Annotated in this window: 21 protein-coding genes; 11 read left to right on the top strand and 10 right to left on the bottom strand. The window is 44.0% G+C overall.

Annotation, left to right across the window (positions count from 1 at the left end; translation table 11 throughout):
* The first annotated feature begins 58 nt into the window (after positions 1-58).
* Entirely contained in the window at positions 59-373 is a 315-nt protein-coding gene (locus QXR92_00535; GenBank protein ID MEM0318498.1) for a winged helix-turn-helix domain-containing protein, read from the top strand.
* A 100-nt stretch (positions 374-473) separates the two neighbouring features.
* Here the strand turns inward: QXR92_00535 and QXR92_00530 are convergent, their stop codons facing one another.
* Together QXR92_00530 and QXR92_00525 are read right to left on the bottom strand one after the other, a co-directional pair.
* On the bottom strand, positions 474-1,424 hold the full coding sequence (locus tag QXR92_00530; GenBank protein MEM0318497.1) for an electron transfer flavoprotein subunit alpha/FixB family protein: 951 nt from the start codon (positions 1,422-1,424) through the stop codon (positions 474-476).
* Entirely contained in the window at positions 1,421-2,125 is a 705-nt protein-coding gene (locus QXR92_00525) for a hypothetical protein (GenBank protein ID MEM0318496.1), read from the bottom strand. The genes QXR92_00530 and QXR92_00525 overlap by 4 nt, the downstream gene beginning before the upstream one ends.
* An 88-nt stretch (positions 2,126-2,213) precedes the next feature.
* Here QXR92_00525 and preA point away from each other — a divergent pair, with 88 nt between their 5' ends.
* Positions 2,214-3,533 carry an NAD-dependent dihydropyrimidine dehydrogenase subunit PreA gene (gene preA, locus QXR92_00520; GenBank protein ID MEM0318495.1) on the top strand — a complete coding sequence of 440 codons (1,320 nt, stop codon included), beginning with the start codon at positions 2,214-2,216 and terminating at the stop codon, positions 3,531-3,533.
* 11 nt (positions 3,534-3,544) lie between these two features.
* Here the strand turns inward: preA and QXR92_00515 are convergent, their stop codons facing one another.
* Together QXR92_00515 and QXR92_00510 are read right to left on the bottom strand one after the other, a co-directional pair.
* The gene (locus tag QXR92_00515) at positions 3,545-4,162 is read right to left on the bottom strand and encodes a nitroreductase family protein (protein MEM0318494.1); all 618 of its coding nucleotides are present in this window, start codon (positions 4,160-4,162) and stop codon (positions 3,545-3,547) included.
* Between the two features lie 106 nt (positions 4,163-4,268).
* Positions 4,269-4,523, bottom strand: a complete 255-nt coding sequence (locus QXR92_00510) for a hypothetical protein (protein ID MEM0318493.1) — start codon at positions 4,521-4,523, stop codon at positions 4,269-4,271.
* Between the two features lie 81 nt (positions 4,524-4,604).
* Between QXR92_00510 and QXR92_00505 the strand changes: the two genes are divergently transcribed.
* The 9 genes from QXR92_00505 to QXR92_00465 all read left to right on the top strand — a co-directional run bounded on the left by QXR92_00505 (position 4,605) and on the right by QXR92_00465 (position 14,481).
* Positions 4,605-4,787, top strand: a complete 183-nt coding sequence (locus QXR92_00505) for a chromatin protein Cren7 (protein ID MEM0318492.1) — start codon at positions 4,605-4,607, stop codon at positions 4,785-4,787.
* Between the two features lie 113 nt (positions 4,788-4,900).
* Positions 4,901-6,172: a metallophosphoesterase gene (locus QXR92_00500; GenBank protein ID MEM0318491.1), complete on the top strand. Its 1,272-nt coding sequence runs from the start codon at positions 4,901-4,903 to the stop codon at positions 6,170-6,172.
* A 5-nt stretch (positions 6,173-6,177) separates the two neighbouring features.
* Positions 6,178-8,976 (top strand): AAA family ATPase, encoded by a 2,799-nt coding sequence (locus QXR92_00495; GenBank protein ID MEM0318490.1) that lies wholly within the window; start codon positions 6,178-6,180, stop codon positions 8,974-8,976.
* Positions 8,963-10,117 carry a DNA double-strand break repair nuclease NurA gene (locus QXR92_00490; protein ID MEM0318489.1) on the top strand — a complete coding sequence of 385 codons (1,155 nt, stop codon included), beginning with the start codon at positions 8,963-8,965 and terminating at the stop codon, positions 10,115-10,117. Before QXR92_00495 ends, QXR92_00490 begins: the two co-directional genes overlap by 14 nt.
* Positions 10,118-10,138: 21 nt before the next feature.
* A complete protein-coding gene (locus QXR92_00485) occupies positions 10,139-11,905 on the top strand; it encodes an ATP-binding protein (GenBank protein ID MEM0318488.1) in 1,767 nt (588 codons plus the stop codon).
* Between the two features lie 5 nt (positions 11,906-11,910).
* On the top strand, positions 11,911-12,345 hold the full coding sequence (locus tag QXR92_00480; protein ID MEM0318487.1) for a metal-dependent hydrolase: 435 nt from the start codon (positions 11,911-11,913) through the stop codon (positions 12,343-12,345).
* Positions 12,346-12,638: 293 nt separating this feature from the next.
* Complete coding sequence (locus QXR92_00475) at positions 12,639-13,439, top strand: ABC transporter ATP-binding protein (protein MEM0318486.1); 801 nt, start codon at positions 12,639-12,641, stop codon at positions 13,437-13,439.
* Positions 13,440-14,180, top strand: coding sequence for an ABC transporter ATP-binding protein (locus QXR92_00470; protein MEM0318485.1), 741 nt, complete (start codon positions 13,440-13,442; stop codon positions 14,178-14,180). It abuts the gene before it with no gap.
* A 61-nt stretch (positions 14,181-14,241) separates the two neighbouring features.
* Complete coding sequence (locus tag QXR92_00465) at positions 14,242-14,481, top strand: ferredoxin (protein ID MEM0318484.1); 240 nt, start codon at positions 14,242-14,244, stop codon at positions 14,479-14,481.
* Between the two features lie 108 nt (positions 14,482-14,589).
* On the opposite strand, the gene QXR92_00460 is transcribed toward QXR92_00465, so the two are convergent.
* From QXR92_00460 to QXR92_00435, 6 genes are all read right to left on the bottom strand, one after another.
* Entirely contained in the window at positions 14,590-15,303 is a 714-nt protein-coding gene (locus tag QXR92_00460) for a hypothetical protein (GenBank protein ID MEM0318483.1), read from the bottom strand.
* A 205-nt stretch (positions 15,304-15,508) separates the two neighbouring features.
* Positions 15,509-16,249 (bottom strand): HesA/MoeB/ThiF family protein, encoded by a 741-nt coding sequence (locus QXR92_00455; GenBank protein ID MEM0318482.1) that lies wholly within the window; start codon positions 16,247-16,249, stop codon positions 15,509-15,511.
* Positions 16,246-16,686 carry a hypothetical protein gene (locus QXR92_00450; GenBank protein ID MEM0318481.1) on the bottom strand — a complete coding sequence of 147 codons (441 nt, stop codon included), beginning with the start codon at positions 16,684-16,686 and terminating at the stop codon, positions 16,246-16,248. The genes QXR92_00455 and QXR92_00450 overlap by 4 nt, the downstream gene beginning before the upstream one ends.
* Positions 16,687-16,736: 50 nt before the next feature.
* On the bottom strand, positions 16,737-17,318 hold the full coding sequence (gene endA, locus QXR92_00445) for a tRNA-intron lyase (GenBank protein ID MEM0318480.1): 582 nt from the start codon (positions 17,316-17,318) through the stop codon (positions 16,737-16,739).
* Positions 17,284-17,970 (bottom strand): DUF47 family protein, encoded by a 687-nt coding sequence (locus tag QXR92_00440; protein ID MEM0318479.1) that lies wholly within the window; start codon positions 17,968-17,970, stop codon positions 17,284-17,286. The genes endA and QXR92_00440 overlap by 35 nt, the downstream gene beginning before the upstream one ends.
* A gap of 128 nt (positions 17,971-18,098) precedes the next feature.
* Complete coding sequence (locus QXR92_00435; GenBank protein ID MEM0318478.1) at positions 18,099-18,488, bottom strand: hypothetical protein; 390 nt, start codon at positions 18,486-18,488, stop codon at positions 18,099-18,101.
* Positions 18,489-18,506: the final 18 nt, after the last annotated feature.

Below are 18,506 nucleotides of genomic sequence, written 5' to 3'. Positions count from 1 at the left end.
ATATTTTTATATGATACTTTTATGTATGTAGAAACCGAAGGGAAAGGTAGCATGGAATATGGAAGAAATCGACGTGAAAGCAAGGGATGCGAACAATCAAGTAGCAAAACTGATAGTAAAGGCCATAGATGATGATCTGAGAATAGCCATATTGAGGCTAATCATAAGAGAGGGACCTCTCAGCTTCAGAGCAATCTCCAGAAAGCTTGGAACTAACTATAAGAGGCTAGAGAAAGCAATAAACAACCTGAAAAAGGCTGGACTTTTGACCTATATTGAGGCAAGGCCATCAAAGGATAAATGCTTCAAGCTATACTACATTCCAGATCACATATTGCAGCCCATAAAGATTGCTCTGAGCGAAGAAGATTAGCATGTAGCCTCAGTCAAGCACAAAAAGACAGCCTCTCATTTTTATATCAACTTATCAAGCTTCGCTGCTTTGCTTTTCTACAACCTGAAGGCCTCGTCCTCTAGGGTGGAGAGGAGGGCATCTGTCTGAAGAGCTCAATCAATCTTGGTAGAACCGTCCTAAGATCTCCAACATAATAATAGTCAGAGTTCTTGTTCATGGAAGAATTTCTGTCCAGATTTATTGACAATATAATTTCCGAGGACATTACCCCTGCAAGGTGGTAAGCAGATCCGGAGATCCCAAGGGCCATATATAGCTTGGGAGATATTCTCTTCCCACTCATACCAACAATTCTCTCCCTTTCCATAATTCCACTCTCCACGACAGGCTTAGTGCAGCAGTATTCGGCTCCCAGGATCTTTGCCAACTCAAGAGCTTCCTTCAAAGTATTACTCTGCCTCACTCCATCTCCGATTCCAATTACAATTGGAGCATCTTCCAGCTTGCTTCCATCAGTTTCGCTCCAACTTATTGCTTCAGTTTTTCCACCGATCTTCTCTATCTTCATCTCTTCCAAAAACATTTTTTTCAACTCTGAAGGCTTTGGAAATAGGCTTCCCCTTCTAATAATCAGAACAAACCTATCAGAGAGGATCTCATATTCTCCCCATACTGACTCCTGATTGAGTGGCCTAATCACGATGATTTTATTTTCCTCCTTCCTTGCTCCTATAACTTCAGTTATTATGGGAAGACGGAGCTCTCCAGCTAGGAGAGGCGCAACCCAGAAGGAAAGAGGAGAATCATTGAAGATAACTGCAGAGAAATCACCCATTTCAAGAACTTTTCTTAAGCAGTTCTTTATTTCCTCCGGCAAGACAGGATGCTCTCCGATAGCAAGCCATCCCTCATCAAAAACTGCGGGCACGCTCAGAGATGCCTCATTTTTACTCAGCTCGGGGTCATATACAAAAAGGGAGGCGCTCTCCCCAATGAGAGCAGAAGCTGAAAGCACATGCGCGGATAACTTGGCAGAGGATCTTCCCAACATCGCAGCGAGAACTCTCAACTAATATCACCTACCACCTTGGCAAAAACTCTCAAAATTTCCTCGGCGCTCTTCAGCTCAAACGAGCTTCTCTTCCTGTACTCAGGCTTACGCACGGACAAAAGCCTAGTCAGAGAATTAACTTCCTCATTGAAAGACACAAGAGAGGGACTTTTTCTCTTGGCCTCCAGCCTATCTCTTATTAGAACTGGTCTAGGAGAAAAGAGCTCCCCAGCAGGTATAAGAACAGCTGGAAGCTCAGCTCTAATCAAAATTTCACCATTCAGAACAGATGAAGCTACTATTTTTTTCTCTTGAATTTCCACTACTTCTTTTACAAACATCAAAAGACTCATTCCGCTCAATCCAGCAACATACGCACCCAGACTTCCTGATGAAGTATCCGAGCTCCTTTCCCCGAACACGACTAGCTTGCACTTAGAATAATCTATGAAGCGCTTCATAATGAATGCAGAGGAGAGCACATCGCTGTCTTTCCTTCCTTTCCATATATGCGCAAGAACTTCATCTGCCCCCCTGCTGAACACTTCCCTCGACAATATCAAGGCATCGCTTTCCTCCCCTACCACTGTTGCCCCTATAAGCTTCCAATTTATTTTTTCCCTCAACCTCCTAGAGAACTCTAGAGTGGAGAGATCTTGCTCGTCAATCTTTCCCTCGTTCTCCAGGAACTTCACAAAAGTAAGTATGCAGCTCTCCATTTTTCTTCATCTATTCGTGATATTTCTTAATTTTCAAAAATAAAAACATAAATATTAATAAATTCATTAGTTTTCTGGGAATAAAATCATGTCCCAGTTTGAAAAGTTGAAAACACAGGTTGCGTCTGTGGAGTTTTCAAATCCTTTTATCTTGGGCAGTGGCCCCCCAACAAGAGATGCTGAAAGAATAATAAGGGCAGCAAAAATGGGATGGGGCGGGGCAGTGCACAAGACCGTCGTAATTCCCCCAACTAAGGATCCTACTCCGCACATTATACTCAGGAGCATAGATGGATTCTACTTCATTAATCAAAACATAGAGCTGCTCACAACCTACCCTGTAGAGCAGTGGGAGAAGTGGATAAAGGAGATAAAGGCAAAGGCTCCAAGCGATTTCATTCTCATCTCGAGTATAATGGGAGGGATTGATCCCAAGAGCTGGATAGAACCTCTTCAGAGAGTGCAGGATGCTGGAACAGACTTCATAGAACTCAACGTTTCCTGCCCTCACGGGAGCCCTGAAAAATATATGGGAGCTTACATAGGACAGGATGCTGGGCTCGTTGGAAGCATAGTTAGGGAGGTTAAAAAGTACGCCAAGGTCCCAGTAAGCGTCAAACTAACTCCAATAGTTACAGACATCAAACCAATAGCACTCAGTGCTCATAGTGGAGGAGCTGATGCTTTTACCATAGCCAATACGCACGGAACTGGAATAATTGGCATAGACGTATATAAGGATGAACCCCTTCCAAATGTAAGGGGTTTCTCGACTCCAGGGGGACTAAGTGGTCCAGCAGTAAAGCCAGCAGTTCTGAGGCTGATATATGAAGTTTCTACTGCAATACCAAGCGCACATATCTTTGGACTTGGGGGCATAGTGAGCTGGTACGATGCAGTAGAGCACATGATGGTCGGAGCCAGAGCGGTTCAGCTTGTTACCGCGGTTCTCTGGTACGGCTATGGGATAATAAACAACCTGATTGAAGGCCTTCAAAAGTATATGGAGGAAAGGAAGTTTCACAGCATCGATGATATTGTGGGGAGAGTGAGGAACAAGATAGTTCCCCATTCTTCGTTGAGCTTTGAGGAATGGGGAGCAACCTTTGTAGATCCTGCCCTCTGCATCTCTTGCGGAAGATGTTTAGATCCCTGCAGAGATGCAGGAGGTGGTGCCCTCTACTACGACTCTGATGCAAAGGTGGTTCGCAGCAATCCAAAGGACTGCATAGGATGTGGGCTATGCATAAATCTATGTCCTACAGGAGCAATTAGGCTATTGCCAAAGGATGAGGCCGAGAGAAAATACAACGAGAGTCTTCTCAAAACAGCTCCCAGCCTCTCCACCAGGCTTCATAGAGAATATGAAAAGAAGCATATCGAATCAATTGTTAAGTATGAGAGCTGATTTTTTTAAAATCAAAGTAAAACAACAGACTCCTCCAGAGGAATTCTTGGCCTGAGTTCAGGTTGCTCCGCCGGCTTTCCAATGGCAAGAGTTCCCACGTATGATGCATTTTCTGGCAGTCCTAGAGTAGCTTTCAGCTCCTCCTCAAGCAGCTGAGGAACGGCGATCCAAACACTTCCATATCCCATGGCCCAAGCAGTGAGAATCATGTTCCCCAGAGCAAGTGTCACGCTCTCTATTCCCCACAAGTACTCATAGAGATGATACTCATCCGTTAGCCTCCTTCTGTTGTAATTCAACAAACCCATCACATATATGGGAGCTAGATAAATTCCTCTTTCAAACATACTCTCCCATTCCTCAAGCTCCTCCTGCTTCGCTCTTCTTTTCAGCATCCTTGTTAGGTAAATCATCTGCCCTCTTTTTATGAAATCGTGAAGAGCTCTCCTTTTTCCCTCATCCTTAACAACAACAAATAGCCACTGCTCCGCACCGCTCGCAGTTGGAGCCCTTATCCCGGCCTCAAGAATTCTCCTCAGATCCTCATCTGGAATGGGATCCTGTTTGAACCATCTTATGCTTCTTCTCGTTCCTATTATCTTCTCAATGATCTTGGAGGATTCCTCCATTTTCTATACCCAAGAAAATTGGAGCAAATCGAGAAATAAGCTTGACTGTTGAGGATGCAAGAGCAATGGAAGGTAATTAATAGAAAAAAGACCTATAGGCAAAACGCTATTCTCGAGCCGCTTTGGATGTGAAGACGTATCTAACATACTCCCCTTCTGAACTCACATCCAGAGAAACATCATATCTCCTCGCATACTCCATAAGGAGATTCAGGGGAACACTTCCATGTGGAACCCTAACCGAATATCTTTTCCCACTTTCTCGGGCACACTTCATCAGTTCCACTATGAGAGTCAGAGGGTGCTCCGTGCACTTGGTGATGTCTTCAATCACGATATCTGTTTCATCGCATATTGCCAAGTAAAGCACCATTTTTAAAATGAGAGAGCGAAACAGTAATAAATTTGATGTAAGGTCATTTATAAAATGGTGAAACTTCTCATGGAAAAGAAACCAGTTAAAGTAAAGGATAAGACAACGGGGAAGGAGGTTGAGCTAGTACCCATAAAAGTTTGGAGGCTGAGTCCTAGCGGTAGAAAGGGAATAAAGATGGGGCTTTTTCAGAGCCCAATAACGAAGCAATACTTCAGGGCAAGAGTTCCTGATGATTATCAGGAATTTTGAGAACTTTCGGGCTCCTATCTTTTTATATCTTCTCTTTCAAATCTTCTCTTTAGAGCACTTCCTCACATATGGTTCAAGCAAATTGTGATAGCGGTGAATCACACTTGGTGCTTATGGCCCATGCAGCGGACATTCATCTTGGAAAGAACTTCATGAAATTTGAAGGAGAGGAGAGAAACAGGGATATAGAGCTGGCATTCAGACAGATGATGGACCTCCTCGTGCAGGAGCATGTAGATCTCCTTGCAATATCTGGAGATCTGTTTGAGAGGCCAAGGCCCAACAATTACACATTAGCCCTCTTCAAAGAGGCAGTTCTAGAGTTCCTACAGAAAGGAGGGAAGATCCTTCTGGTTAATGGAGAGCACGACACTTCTACGGAGAGAGACTTAACAGCAACAGATCTAGTGTCCAGATACCTCGATGGAGTATATCACTTAAGGCACTTCTACTCAAAGAGCGAGATGCTCTCAATTGAAAAGGAAGGCATGAGGCTCAACTTCTATGGTCTTGGTGCAATAAGAGGACCTAGAGCAATAGAAAATGGAAAGAACATAATGAGATTTATTGAGAAAACAGCTCTGGAGGAAAATGGAAAGAACATAATGATATCTCACATTTCAACGAAGGACTACTTCCCCCTAGCCGACGGCTATGAGCTTGCATCCTTTCCAGATGGAATATCATATTATGCTTTGGGACATCTGCACTTCAGAATAATCGACAACTTAAAAAGAGGCATAGTTGCATATCCGGGAAGCCTGGAGATACTCTCCCTGAAGGAGATAGAGGAGTGGAAGAAGAAGGGCAAGGGCTTCTACATCGTTGACCTAAGCTCAGATGAAGCGATAGTGCACCAGGTCGACTTGGACATAAGACCTCAGGAAATATTCGAGATCTCGTCTGCACGAGAGATCGGTGAGCTGCAGGGAAAAATAGATAGATATCTCAGCACATTGGTGAGCGACAGGTCTCCTATAATAAACATATTGCTGGAAGGAGATGAAGTGGAAATACTGAGGAAAGAGATCCAGTCTCGCCTGAATGCTCTGCGGAGCAGGAACGTTCTCATCTCTATAACCTCTAGGCCCAGCGAGTCAGATCGCCTATTCGAAAAAGTTGAGGGGTTTCGAGGAGCAGGAGGATCCAATGAACTGAAAATTATGAGCAAAATAGTTGCAGACGAGCAGATAGCTAAGCTCATAATAGATCTGAAGAACTGCCTTTCCGAAGAGGAGAAAGACTGCAGAGAGATTGCTGAAGCAATAACGGAGAGAAGGGATTACTGGAACAAGGCAATTGAAAAGTGGCCTGGAATAGGCGATGCAATCAATAAGGAAAGGCCTCATGGAAGTGAGCAGGGACTGATGAAGTTCAAGAGATGATCCCCATGAGCCTCCAACCTCTTAAGCTGGAGAAGCTCATCTTGGAGAACTTCTACAGCTATGGTTCTCCCACCGAGATTTCCTTCTCAGATGGAATAACCATTATTGTTGGGGAGAACGGAGCTGGAAAATCGAGCATTGTTAAAGGAATTTACTTCGCAATTCTCGGAGCACTTCCCGACGTCACAATAGAAAATGCAATTCACAGAGGGAGAAACGAAATGCGCGTCACGCTTGTTCTAACCGACGGTAGCGTAAAGTATGTGGTCACAAGGAAGAGGGGAAGGAGAGGAGGAGCAAGAGAGGATACTCTTCGAATGATAAAGGATGGTAAAGAAAGAATTATCGCTACAGGAGCAGAAGATGTGACAAGAAAACTTGGTAGCCTTGTCTTTTTATCGGACTTCGAGTCACTGGAGAAAGAGAGCCTGAAGAAGCTGCTCATCGATCTTGTCATTCTCAACCAAGGAAAGATGGAGGAAATAGGCGCAGTTCTATCCTCCAACGGTAGGGACAAAATAGAGTTCCTCCAGCGCATTCTCGGTTTGAGTGCATACGCAAAAGCATGGGAAAGCATGAAGGATCTAGCGGTAGACGTTAAACTTGATTTCAAGCAACCTGAAGAAATAAGCATCCCCTTCAGAAGAAGCTACAAAATCACGGAAAAAGATCTGGAAGAAGCCACCTCAACTTTGAAACAAATCGATGATGGCCTGGAGAGAATTCAAAAAGAAAAGGAAAGAGCTCAGCAGATGCTTCAGGACAGCATAGCAAAGGAGAGAAGCCTTTTGGAGAGCAAAAAAGCATTGGAGAAAGAGAAAGCATCAATATTGGGAGAGATTGGTAGCCTGGAACCTCTGGTCTCCGAAGCCAATAAGGCCAGTGAGAAGCTCCAGGAGATGAGGAGAGAGCTCTCAACATTCAGGGAAAAGGAGAAGAAGCTCTCAGAAGAGCTGGAAAAGGCAGAGAGCATAAAAAAGCAGCTGGAGGATTACAAGCAGTTTGTTAAAATGAGACTATATGAGGAAATAGAAAAAGCTCTAAAGAGCTATTCAGATAATCTAATTTCCCTGCATAAGCTGGCTGAAGAGCTGAAGATTTCCGGAACACTGGAGGAGCTAAGAGTAATATCTGATAGGCAGCTCAAAGAAATGGATGAGAGGATAAGGGAGCTCGAGAGGAGGAAAGGTGTTCTCAGGCAGTACATTCAGGATCAGGAGTATCTTTCCAAAAACCTTGAGTCTGGAGAAAAAGAACTTCTCTCCCTCCTTCATAATGTTGCTTGTGCAGGAAGCATTGAGATAAACACTAGGGATCTCAATGATGCTGTAGAAACAATGGATAGCAGCCTCTCAGCTAAGCTCAGTGAGAAGAAGGCGAGAATAGCACTGCTTGAAAGCAGCATTGATCAGCTGAAGAGGGCAATAGAGGAGCTGAAAACAGCAAAAGGAAGATGTCCTGTATGCGGAAGAGAGCTGGATGAAGCTCATAGGAACGAGCTGCTTAAAAAATATGCGAGCGAGCTCGATAGCAGTATAGCAGAGCTGGAAGCTCTCAAAAAAGCTGAGATGGAGCTGGAGAACTGTAAGAAGGAGATGAATAGAATTCGAGTTAAGCTGGGCGAACTAAACACATTAAGAAACAAGCTTTCTATGATGAAAATAGAGGAATACCAGAACCAACTGAAAAACGTGGAGCTCGAGCTCGAAGCGTATTCGCGGCAAAAGGATAATTTAAGCAGGATGCTGGAGCTGCATCACTCAATGCAGTCAGCAAGGGAGGCCATTCTGAGCAAATTGAGGGAGATAGAAGATCAGGCTCTGAGCTTGGAAAATGTGGATATGGAAAGCCTGGAAGCATTGCAGATTATCCAGGAGAGGATCTCCAAGCAGAAAGAACAGCTCGTTTCTCCTTCATCTCATGCTGAGCTCATGACCTTTGCTGAGCTAAAGGGAAATATAGCTAAGCTGGAAAGAAAGCTGAAAGAAATTCAGCCAGAAGCCAAGCAATCAGAGCTCGCTTCTATCAGAGAGAGAATCAGAAGCATGGAGGAAAAAATAGCAGAGCTCGAGGAAAAAGCCTCACAGCTGCCAGGCCTTCTGGAAAGGAGGCAGCAGCTCGCGCTCCAGCTCAGCAACCTCAACGAAAGCCTGGAGATCAATGAGAGGGAACTGGCTAGAGTGAGGAACGAGAAAGGCTCGCTAACAGAGAAGCTTGGCAGACTAGAAGAGCAGGAGAAATTCCTCAGAGCTTTGAAAGGCTCCATGGTTGAGACCGTATATAAGCTCAAAGTTCTCCTGAGAGTTAGGTCTCTCTTCGATAGAGAGAAGGGGATTCCCCCGCTTCTTATGCAATATGCTATCAGAGCACTGAAGACCAGGTTGGTGGAATCGTATAGAAGATTCGATCTCTCCTATGATGACATAAGAATAGATGATTATTTCAATATTTCACTCATAAACTCCGCTCAAGATATGGAAGTTATTCTAGATGGGTCAAGTGGAGGAGAGAAGGTAGCAGTTTATCTTTCTTTTATATTTGCAGCGCAGGAAGTTGTCAGTGAGCTCTATGGTGGGGGAAGAAGATCGGGCTTCATTGTGCTCGACGAGCCAACAGTTAACTTGGATGAGACAAGAGTAAGATATTTGGCGGATGTGCTTAGAGAGGCTATTACTGTTGGAAAAGGAGCGCAGATCATTGTGGTAACCCATGATGAGGGGCTGAAGGAAGCAGGTGACACCGTTCTACGAGTTGTGAAGAGGGGGAGGATTTCATATGTGGAGGAGGAGAATGAAGGGTTCTGATATGAGCTACATAGATGATATACTCGAGGTAGCTTCAAAAAAGCAGGATGAAATAAAGAGAAAGATATTCCTATTGGGAATAAATGAGAAAGAAGCACTTGAGAAGATAAGCAGTGGGCTGGTCGAAATTCCAAGCGAAATTCCTGCACATCTCCAACCTGAGAAAGTCGCAGCAGTTGATGGGGGATCCTATCCAATTTCCATGCTCGGCTTCGAAATGTACTTCATAAAGTCATACTCCGTCAGGCTTGTATATAATTCATCCAGCAAAATATACACTGAGAAAGAGGAGAGCAGAATCGTTGATGTGGATATACTTATTCCCCCATCAATGTCCCAGGACAGGATTACAGTTTACAGACAAATCAGCGAGATAAGATCAATGTATGATTCACTAAAAATGGAATTCTTCACACTGGCAGATGGCAGTCTAGAATCCCTTATTGCTAGGCCAGCACATATGAAGCTAAAGGAGCTCGATAGGGAGGACAGCTCCCTCTGCGACATCGTGTCCGAGCTTATTGAGAAAGAGGAGAGGGATGATGTCGCAATAGCCTCCAAGGGCTATATAGAGAGGGAAATGAGCAGCAACACCGAGAGGGCAAAGGTCATAGAGCTCGTTGAGAAAGCAGTGAGGCTCTCAAGGCTCTTCGATATGGTAGCAAAGGGGCAATACCTTGCCTTCGTTACGAAAACCGGAAGGAGCAACAATCTCTTCAAGCTTCCTCTGCCTGATCAGTATGTTCTAACCAAGCTGGTAGCAGGAACAGGATACATAATAGAGACTGTTAGCGAAAGCCTAGATGCAGTTATTGGTCAGGAACTTAGCTCTCTTTGCAACACAAGGGAGAGTGCCAGATCAGTTTCCTTCATAAGTGGATATGCTAGGCTATCTCCAGGAGCCCCCTTCCTCAAAATACAGCTTCTCTCTCCATTTGCTTCGGAAAAGGGATCACTTGTGAAGGCATATGAGGAGCTCATTCTGAAGCTTGCATCAATTTCAATAGCTGATGGATACCCATTTCCCCTGCTACTGGCTCACCAGAGAGCTCATATAAGGAAAAGCACTGCTGAGATGATTATAGATGCTTTTGGATTTAGAGAAGAGCTGAGTGGGAGAGAGGAAGTGGATGTTCTCTGAGAAATTCGGGGTGAAATTCAAATGAACATGGAACCCATAGAAAATGAAGGAAATGAAGAAGAGGAGATAAATGAGGAGGAATTGGAGGAGATAGGATACATAATAGGGGAGAGCACCCCATTCAAGGTGCTCGTCCTATCCAGAACTCCCCCAAATATAGGAGAATATGTTCTAATAAAGCATCAGGAAGGGCATCTTCTTGGAATGGTGGAGGATTCAATTGCTGGGAATCCATTTATTCCTGAGAACCTAACAAACATTGTATCATTCGAGAACTGGAGGAACATTGTCGATGGAAGGAACTATACCAGAGGGGTTATAAGAATACTTACCAAGATACAACCACTGCTCCGGGGAAGGAGATTTGAGCCTCCGAGAAATCCACCAGCTCCTTCAAGCCCAGTGTTCAAAGCTAATGATGAGATACTTAAAAGGATCTTCCTTCCCTCGGACCTTCAGGATGACAGCGCTCTCTATCATTACAGCAGGAGTGAGAAGAAGGGCTATGTTAGAATAGGCGTTCTGGCAAACCATCCAAATGTTCCAGTTTTCATCAATGTTGACTCCCTCGTCTCTAGGCACTCAGCAATTCTTGCAGTAACTGGAGCCGGTAAATCGAATACTGTGAGCATATTGGCAGAGAGAATGGTTGAAGGCCTGGGGGCAACAATTCTCCTTTTTGATATGCATAGTGAGTACACAGAATCGAGAATAGCCGATAGGAGGACCAACATAATAAAGCCAAGAATAAATCCATCGTCACTGACAATATGGGAACTATACAAGCTTGCTAGAATAAGAGAAGATGCTGTGAAGCAGCAAAGCGTCCTCAGGTATGCCTATAAGAAAGCGAGGGAACACATGAGCGAACTACTTCAGAGCGACCCAGCTGAGCTAAGCAAATTCGACATCATAGATTATATGATGGATGTTCTAGAGTGCTTGGAGTCCTTCAGCGAGGGCGCTGGAAGAAGATCAGGAAGCAAATCAATGGAAGAATCGAGAGAAAGGGAGGAGAAGAGAAGTGGAGATAAGGACCCGTGCTCGAAACTCTCCAATATTCCCAAAAAACTGGACAGAGATGTTGTGTTGAGTGTGGAGGGAAAATTAGAGGATCTCAAGGATGTATATAAGGACATCATCTCAATTCATGGGCCAAAATCCATCAAAGAAATAGTGAAGCAAGGCTATCTGAACATTGTTGATCTTGGAGAGGTAGATGATGTAGGGAGCGACGTTGTTGCATCTTATCTTCTCAGAAGAATTCTTGAGGAGAGAAAGGCATATGTCAGAAACAGGGAGCCAGGCTATCCAGTGCCTGTTTATATTTTCATAGAGGAAGCTCACATACTTGTGCCGAGGGACTATGATACATTAACGAAGGAAATAGTTAGCAAGATAGCTAGGGAGGGAAGGAAGTTTGGGGTTGGAATAAGCTTGGTGAGCCAGCGTCCAAAGAGCATAGATGAGAATTCGCTGAGCCAGACCAACAACAAGATCATTCTAAAGATCGTTGAACCAAACGACCTAAAATATGTTCAGAACTCCAGCGAGCTCTTGAGCGATGAGCTTCTGAGCATGCTACCTAGCCTGAGAACTGGTGAAGCCATACTTCTGGGAGAATTCACAAAGCTTCCAGCTCTAGTGAAAATAGACGAGCATCTGGGTAAGAGAGCCGGAAGAGATCTCAACATTGCAGAGCTCTGGCAGAAGAATGCCAATATAACTTTAGACCAGACCAAGGAAGAAATTGAAGATATGCTCTATCCTTCTGAGGGACCCGATTGAAGAGAATGACGCATGTCCTAGTGGGAATTGGGATTTCCATATTTGTCATGACCAGGCTGAGAGAGTTCGATCAACTGATGATAGCATATGCACTTCTTTTCTCGGCACTTCCAGATCTGGATTTTTCCCTTAAGCATAGGGCAATGCTTCACAATATATTTGCCGCTTTTCTATTGACTCTCCCCCTCACATACTTCTCTGAGGGATATCTCATAAGCATGGGTCTGACAACGCTTTCCTGGACGGCCTTTTTCGCTTCATCACTAATAGCATACTTAAGCCATCTGCTCCTCGACATGCTAACTAAGGCGGGGGTATCACTCTTCTGGCCTCTATCTGGAAAATATTACAGGCTGGCATCCCTTAGGTACGATGATCCCATTGCTAACTCCTCTCTCTCTGCACTGGGGGTCATATTAATACTCATTGCACTTATCTGATCAGCCTCAGTTGTTCTCAAATATCCAAAAAAACTCCTTAAAATATCATGAGGAAATTACAACAATTCATGGATAGCTCAAGATAAAAATTGGTCCTCCCATCACTGCAACTGAAATTTTTGCTCTATGGGAAAAAAGACCAGAGAGATAAAGGCAAGAGAGGATAAAAATCCTTAGAAATTTCACTCTCGTGGCGCGAAATAGACTAGTTCTTTTTGTAAACTAAAAAATTAATAGGGTAAAACTTTAAAAGCTCAACAAAAACTGCAAATTACTAATTTCAGGTGCTCATTTTGAGAGAGGAGCAAATATCTCAGCATACTTCGATAGCGAACGGAGAAGAAATTCTCAAAGTAGTTAACATTAGGAAATCGTTTGGCGGTCTCGTTGCCCTAGACGGAGTTTCCCTCTCTGTGAAAAAGGGAACTGTGACTATGATTATTGGCCCCAACGGTTCTGGCAAGACGACGCTGCTCAACGTGATCAGCGGATTTCTGAAGAGCGACTCTGGAAAGGTCTTCTATAAGGGGGTGGACATAACAAACATGCCTCCCCACAAAATAAACAAATTGGGATTGGTGAGAACTTTTCAGATACCGCAGCCATTCTACAGTCTGACCGTTCTGGAAAACCTGTTGGTCGCGTCTAGAGAGAACAGAGGGGAGAAAGCATTAAATGCTATGAGAAGATCTACCTGGATTAAGGACGAGGAAAAGGATCTGGAGAGAGCCAGAGAAATTTTAAGAGTAATTAATCTCGAGAGAGTGGCAGATCAACAGTCATCTAAGCTTAGTGGTGGGCAGCTCAAGTTGCTGGAAATAGGAAGAGCACTAATGAATGGAGCAGAGACTGTTCTCATGGATGAGCCAGCTGCGGGAGTTGCCCCTAGTTTAGCACATGAGATCTTCTCGCTTCTCAGAAGGCTGGCTAGAGAAAGAGGAATGACCTTCCTCATAATAGAGCATGTATTGGAAATAGCGCTTGGATATGTTGATATTGCATATGCAATGGCGAAGGGAAGAGTCGTGGCTGAAGGAAAGCCCGAGGAAGTAGTGAGCAATCCAATCGTAATTGAGACCTATCTCGGGGGTTAAGTGAAATTGGAAGGCATAATATTGAAAACTGAGAAACTAAATGCTGGATATGGGAAAATGCACATTCTCTTTGATGTAGACCTAGAGTTTCCAGAAAAGAAAATAACGGGCATAGTTGGACCAAATGGAAGCGGAAAGAGCACGCTCTTGAAGACCATTTTTGGACTAACAAGGGTGATGTCTGGAAGAATACTGCTGAAAGAAAAGGACATAACATCGAAGCCCCCCCACGAGATAGCAAAACTGGGGATAGCATATCTTCCGCAGACACAGAATGTCTTCGACAATCTCACTGTTCAGGAAAATCTTATAATGGCTTCATATACTCTCAGCAAGGAAGAAGCTAAATCGAAGATGGAGGAAGTACTGGAAATATTTCCTATTCTCAGGGCATACATGAAACAGAAGGCAGGGAGACTGAGTGGGGGAGAAAGGCAGATGCTTGCAACAGCAATGGCACTCATGAGGACTCCAGATGTGCTGATGTTCGATGAGCCGACCGCTGCTCTCTCTCCCAAAGTTGCCCACCAAATAATAAACATCATCAGGGAGCTTAACGCAAAGAGAGGGAAGACAGTGATCCTCGTTGAGCAGAATGCCAGGCTTGCACTGGAAATATCTCATGAGGCAATCGTTATGAGCAGCGGGAAAGTCGCGTACAGAGGAGAAGGGAGAAAGCTACTGGAGGATCCTGAGCTGGGTCTTCTTTATCTTGGTGTGAAAACCCAGAGTAGACGTTAGAAGAAAGAAAAAATATTAATAGGAAGACATAAAAGTTTCAAGATAAACCCAGGTGATGCGTATGGCAAAAATTAAGGTAACAATTGATAGAGATGGATGCATAGGAGATATGGTCTGCGTAAATCTTTGTCCAGACGTTTTTGAAATGAACCAGGATGATGGAAAGAGCCAGATTGTGGCTAAATGGAGAACGAATGCAAGCGATCCATCAACCGGACTCGTTGATGAAAGCCTAGAGGAGTGCGTCAAATCGGCAGCAGAGAGCTGCCCTGTCTCAGTTATACATTGGGAAAAGGTATAAGCGGGAAACCACAAGTTTTTTTGAACTACTTCACCGCGGTAATGCTTCTGTTCCAACTGGAACAATCTTATACAATGTTACTTCCCCTCCTCTCATTATGGCACATTCTCATACATTGTCACTTTTAATTCCCCTCTCTATTACTCTCTGCTGCTCAATGACATCCTGCAGAAGCTTGAGTGCTCTGACAGAATCTGCTTTACTAATTATAAGTATCGTGTCTGTATAGCAGCTCATTATCTGTGTTATATTTATGCTGTTCAGGTACATGAGTCTGGTTAGAAAATTTACAACTCCTGGAGTAAACATGATATCATATGGACTTATCATTATAAGTGCGCTCTGCCCATTCACCTTATCCATGATATCTTCTTTTTCCAGGATTTTCTCTATACTATCAACGTCTTCCTCGCTTATAACGAGAGTGTATGATTTCTTCCCCTGAGTGAAATTGAAGAATCTCGATTTTGAGGCAACCTCCAGGATTTCCTTGAGCTTTCTCTCCACTGTATATTTCTTTACAGTGAGAACCGAGATGTCATTCTGAAGCTCCAATGTGCTTCTAGCCAAAACACTTCCAACAGACTTCATCAGAGCCGCCTTTTCTTTCTTTAGCTCTTCTTCATACCTTATCAGAGCTGCTTTAATGGCATCTAGGTTTACTCTCTTTCTTCCTGCAGCCTTGGCAACTTCATCTGCTATTTTCTCAGCCAACCAAGTATAATTGACGAGCCCCTCACTGAGGCACTCCATCATGCTCTGATTCTTGGACACAATAAATCTGACCGCTTCAGCCACACTCATCTTCTGCTCTTCAGGCATCACCCATCTCTCCACAGAACAGTATTTTAAAAAATCATAGTGAAACTAATTTAAAAATATGATTACCAAACCAAAAGCCTTGTCCTTTAGGGCGGGAAGGAGGTCAGATTCTGAAAGCCACACTCTTTAGAGCGGAAAGAATGTCAGAGCTAAATTCTCTATAATGAACTTTCAATTTTTCCCATCTCATGGTTTTCCAAAAGCTTCAAGTCCCCAGCTTTCCGCACACAGGACATTTTGGATCTCTTACTACCCTTATCTCTCTGAACTCCATTCTGAGAAAATCCACATGAATTATCTTGTTGTAGCTTGCTTCTCCTTTTCCTGTTAAAATCTTTATGGCTTCGGCCGCTTCGAGAACCCCCATTACTCCCGGAGAAGGAGGGAAAATGGAAGGCGGCTTTTCCGGAGAGGCGGCATTTCTGAATAGACAATGGAGGCACGGCCCCCTTCCCGGAATAACAACTAGCAATTGCCCATACCATTCTCCTACCGCAGCATGAATAAAAGGCTTCCTGTACTTTACTGCAAGCTCATTTATTCTCATCCTACCCTTCCAATTATCCATGCCATCTACTATTACATCGCTTTTCTGTACAAGGCCCTCGAACTCATCATCAAATATGTCTATGACAAAAGGGACGATTTCTGCATCCCCCCTCAACTGCTTGAGCCTGATTGCTGCTAGCTCCGCCTTTGGTTTTCCAATGTCGCCTTCAGAGTAGAGAATCTGTCTGTTCAAATTAGAGATCTCAAGAACATCTCTGTCAACCAATAAGAGCCTTCCAACTCCCGATGATGCAAGGTACAGACTAGCAGCGCTTCCAAGTCCCCCCAATCCGGCAACCAAGACAGTCGATTCAGCTAGTTTCCTCTGACCATCAGCTCCCAGCAAGTTCAGCTGCCTTATATATCTCTCCAGAGCTTTGTTTCCTGGCAAGCTCATATTAGGTCATCTAGCCTCTTCTTTCCAAGCTTTTTGCTTATGATATCTTTCATCTTTCTGTCCATATCCTCTTTCATCAGGTCCTCATATATTTCCTTGTCCTCTGAGACCTGTTGAGATTTCTGCTTCACATAGCTGCAGCTTCCGTCTGGGAGAAGATAGTTGGACTTGCATGTTGCGTACTGACATGAAGCCCCTATACATTCATCTCCTATCCAGCTGCAGAAAACATACTTTTTTCCGCTTCTGGGATCCCTCCTTATCTGGTAAGCTCTCTTAGTGCACCAGAAAAGGGGGCACAAGTTGTTGCACTTTCCATCTATTGGAGCGGGAGTTTGCTCTTCCTCTCTATATCTTCCTCTCCTCTCCTCTCTTTCTCTTCCCTCAAACTTTCTTGGAAACCTCTCTTCCCTGCCTCCTCTTTCAAACCTACTCAATGCATAACACCTTCCGGACTAAATGCAAGGAACAAGGAATCCACGCCCCTTCAGGGCTTGAACCACTTGAAAAGAACATATTCTATTCCACTTTTCTCATCATCTATAGCTAGCATGAATTTCTTTCTTACACTGTGGCTCAATCTTCCCATTCTCACAATTTCAATCGGATCTATTTCCTGCTCTCCTTTATATACATGCACGAGGTATGGGGCATGCTCTATTCCTGGACCAACTCTGTAAATCGCATAGTCGGAGCCGAATTTGAGGCCGCTTCTCACAACGAACCCCTTCTTCCTCAGATCCTCATATATTCTATAGAGAGAGTCGAAGTTTTCTATTCTCTTCCTAGCCTCCCCTCTCAGTTCATCCGCACTTAGCTTGACATTATCAAAGGTGTATACTTCTATCATTCCTCTCTCAAGGAGATAGAGGGCCTCAACCAGTGATAGCTCTATAGCCTCATTATATTGCTTTCGCTCTGGCTTTTTGATTCCGAAGGGCTTTCCGTAAAATCCCTGGGCATATATGTGGGAGGAGCTCTCACCGCTGAATAGAACTACCCTTAGGCCCAGTAGAATGCCTGAAGCTCTGGGATTAGAGCTTGTGGAGTGCGAGGTATTTGAAGTCATGACTTGCTTCCCTTATTATATCAGCGAGATCCTCAACAAGATCTATTATCTCTTTCAGAATCATGAGGGAGAATAGATCCCTGGAGTACTTCTTGATTATCTCCAGCACAAGACTTCTATAGATCTGATCCACTTCTTCTTCCTTAGCATTTATGCTTTCGTGTATATCTATTATCCCCCTCATGTTGGTGCTAAGGAGCTTGGCTTCCTGAAACAGATCCCCCACCATTCCCAACGACTTGCTCGAGATCAGCATTAGCTTCTCTCTCACATCTCCATCCAACCCCACTCCAGATTGAGCTATAATTGTAACTCTGTATGCTATAGAATCCATTATCTGAATTAGCCTGTCAAGATGAGATAGTGAGAACATGTAGAGCTCCTTTGTCAGCAGAGCAGGCGAGGCCCTCACCACATACTCCATGGTGCTCTCTCTTATTCTTTGAGCCTCATCCTTGAGCTGTTTCACATACTCATATCCCTTCTTGGCTAGCTCAAGCTTGCCCTCATTCATCATGCTCAATATCTCTTCTAACCTTTTTCCCTCTGCATCAACAACACTGAGGATTTTCTGGAGCTGCTCAAACAAATTCATTTCCGCTATACTGCTCTGGACAGCCTCATCATTCGGGTTTATTATGCCTTCAGGCATTATGAGTGAACACCTTTCGATTTTTTTGCCAAATTTCGGTGGGTCCCATATTAATTTCTATCATTGAGCTTATAGAGAATCTCATTTCGAATCCTTATAAGCTTTCTTTTCATAAAAATCTCAGTCCTTCACTGAACGGCGTACAACCTTCCTAGCTTCCTGCTCTCCTCAAGCTGTTCCATTAGCCAATCCCTTTTCTCTTTCAAGATACCGTCGCTTTTTAGAGAGAGATCGATGACTCTCTCTATGAGCTCAGATTCCCTTTCCGAGTCAACTAATCTGAGAAAGTCCATGATTGTTCTCACATACTCCATTTCCTCCTCGTTGTTTGCCTGTGAGGAGTACTGCTCTATGAATAGAATCATTTCCGCCCTGATTCTTCTGCTCCTCTCCAAGAGCGCAATAACCTTCCTTTCCTCTTCATCCCCCAGTCTGGACTCAAGCATTTCTTCAAGCTTCCTGTAGACCTTCTCCCTCTCTGTCATTATGGTTTGAAAGTCCCTTGGTCTAGATCTCAAAACCACCACGCTCTGTTC

The sequence above is a fragment of the Fervidicoccaceae archaeon genome (genome assembly GCA_038734945.1).
Taxonomy (GTDB): domain Archaea; phylum Thermoproteota; class Thermoprotei_A; order Sulfolobales; family Fervidicoccaceae; genus ARK-14.
This window is presented reverse-complemented; position numbering and strand designations above follow the sequence as displayed.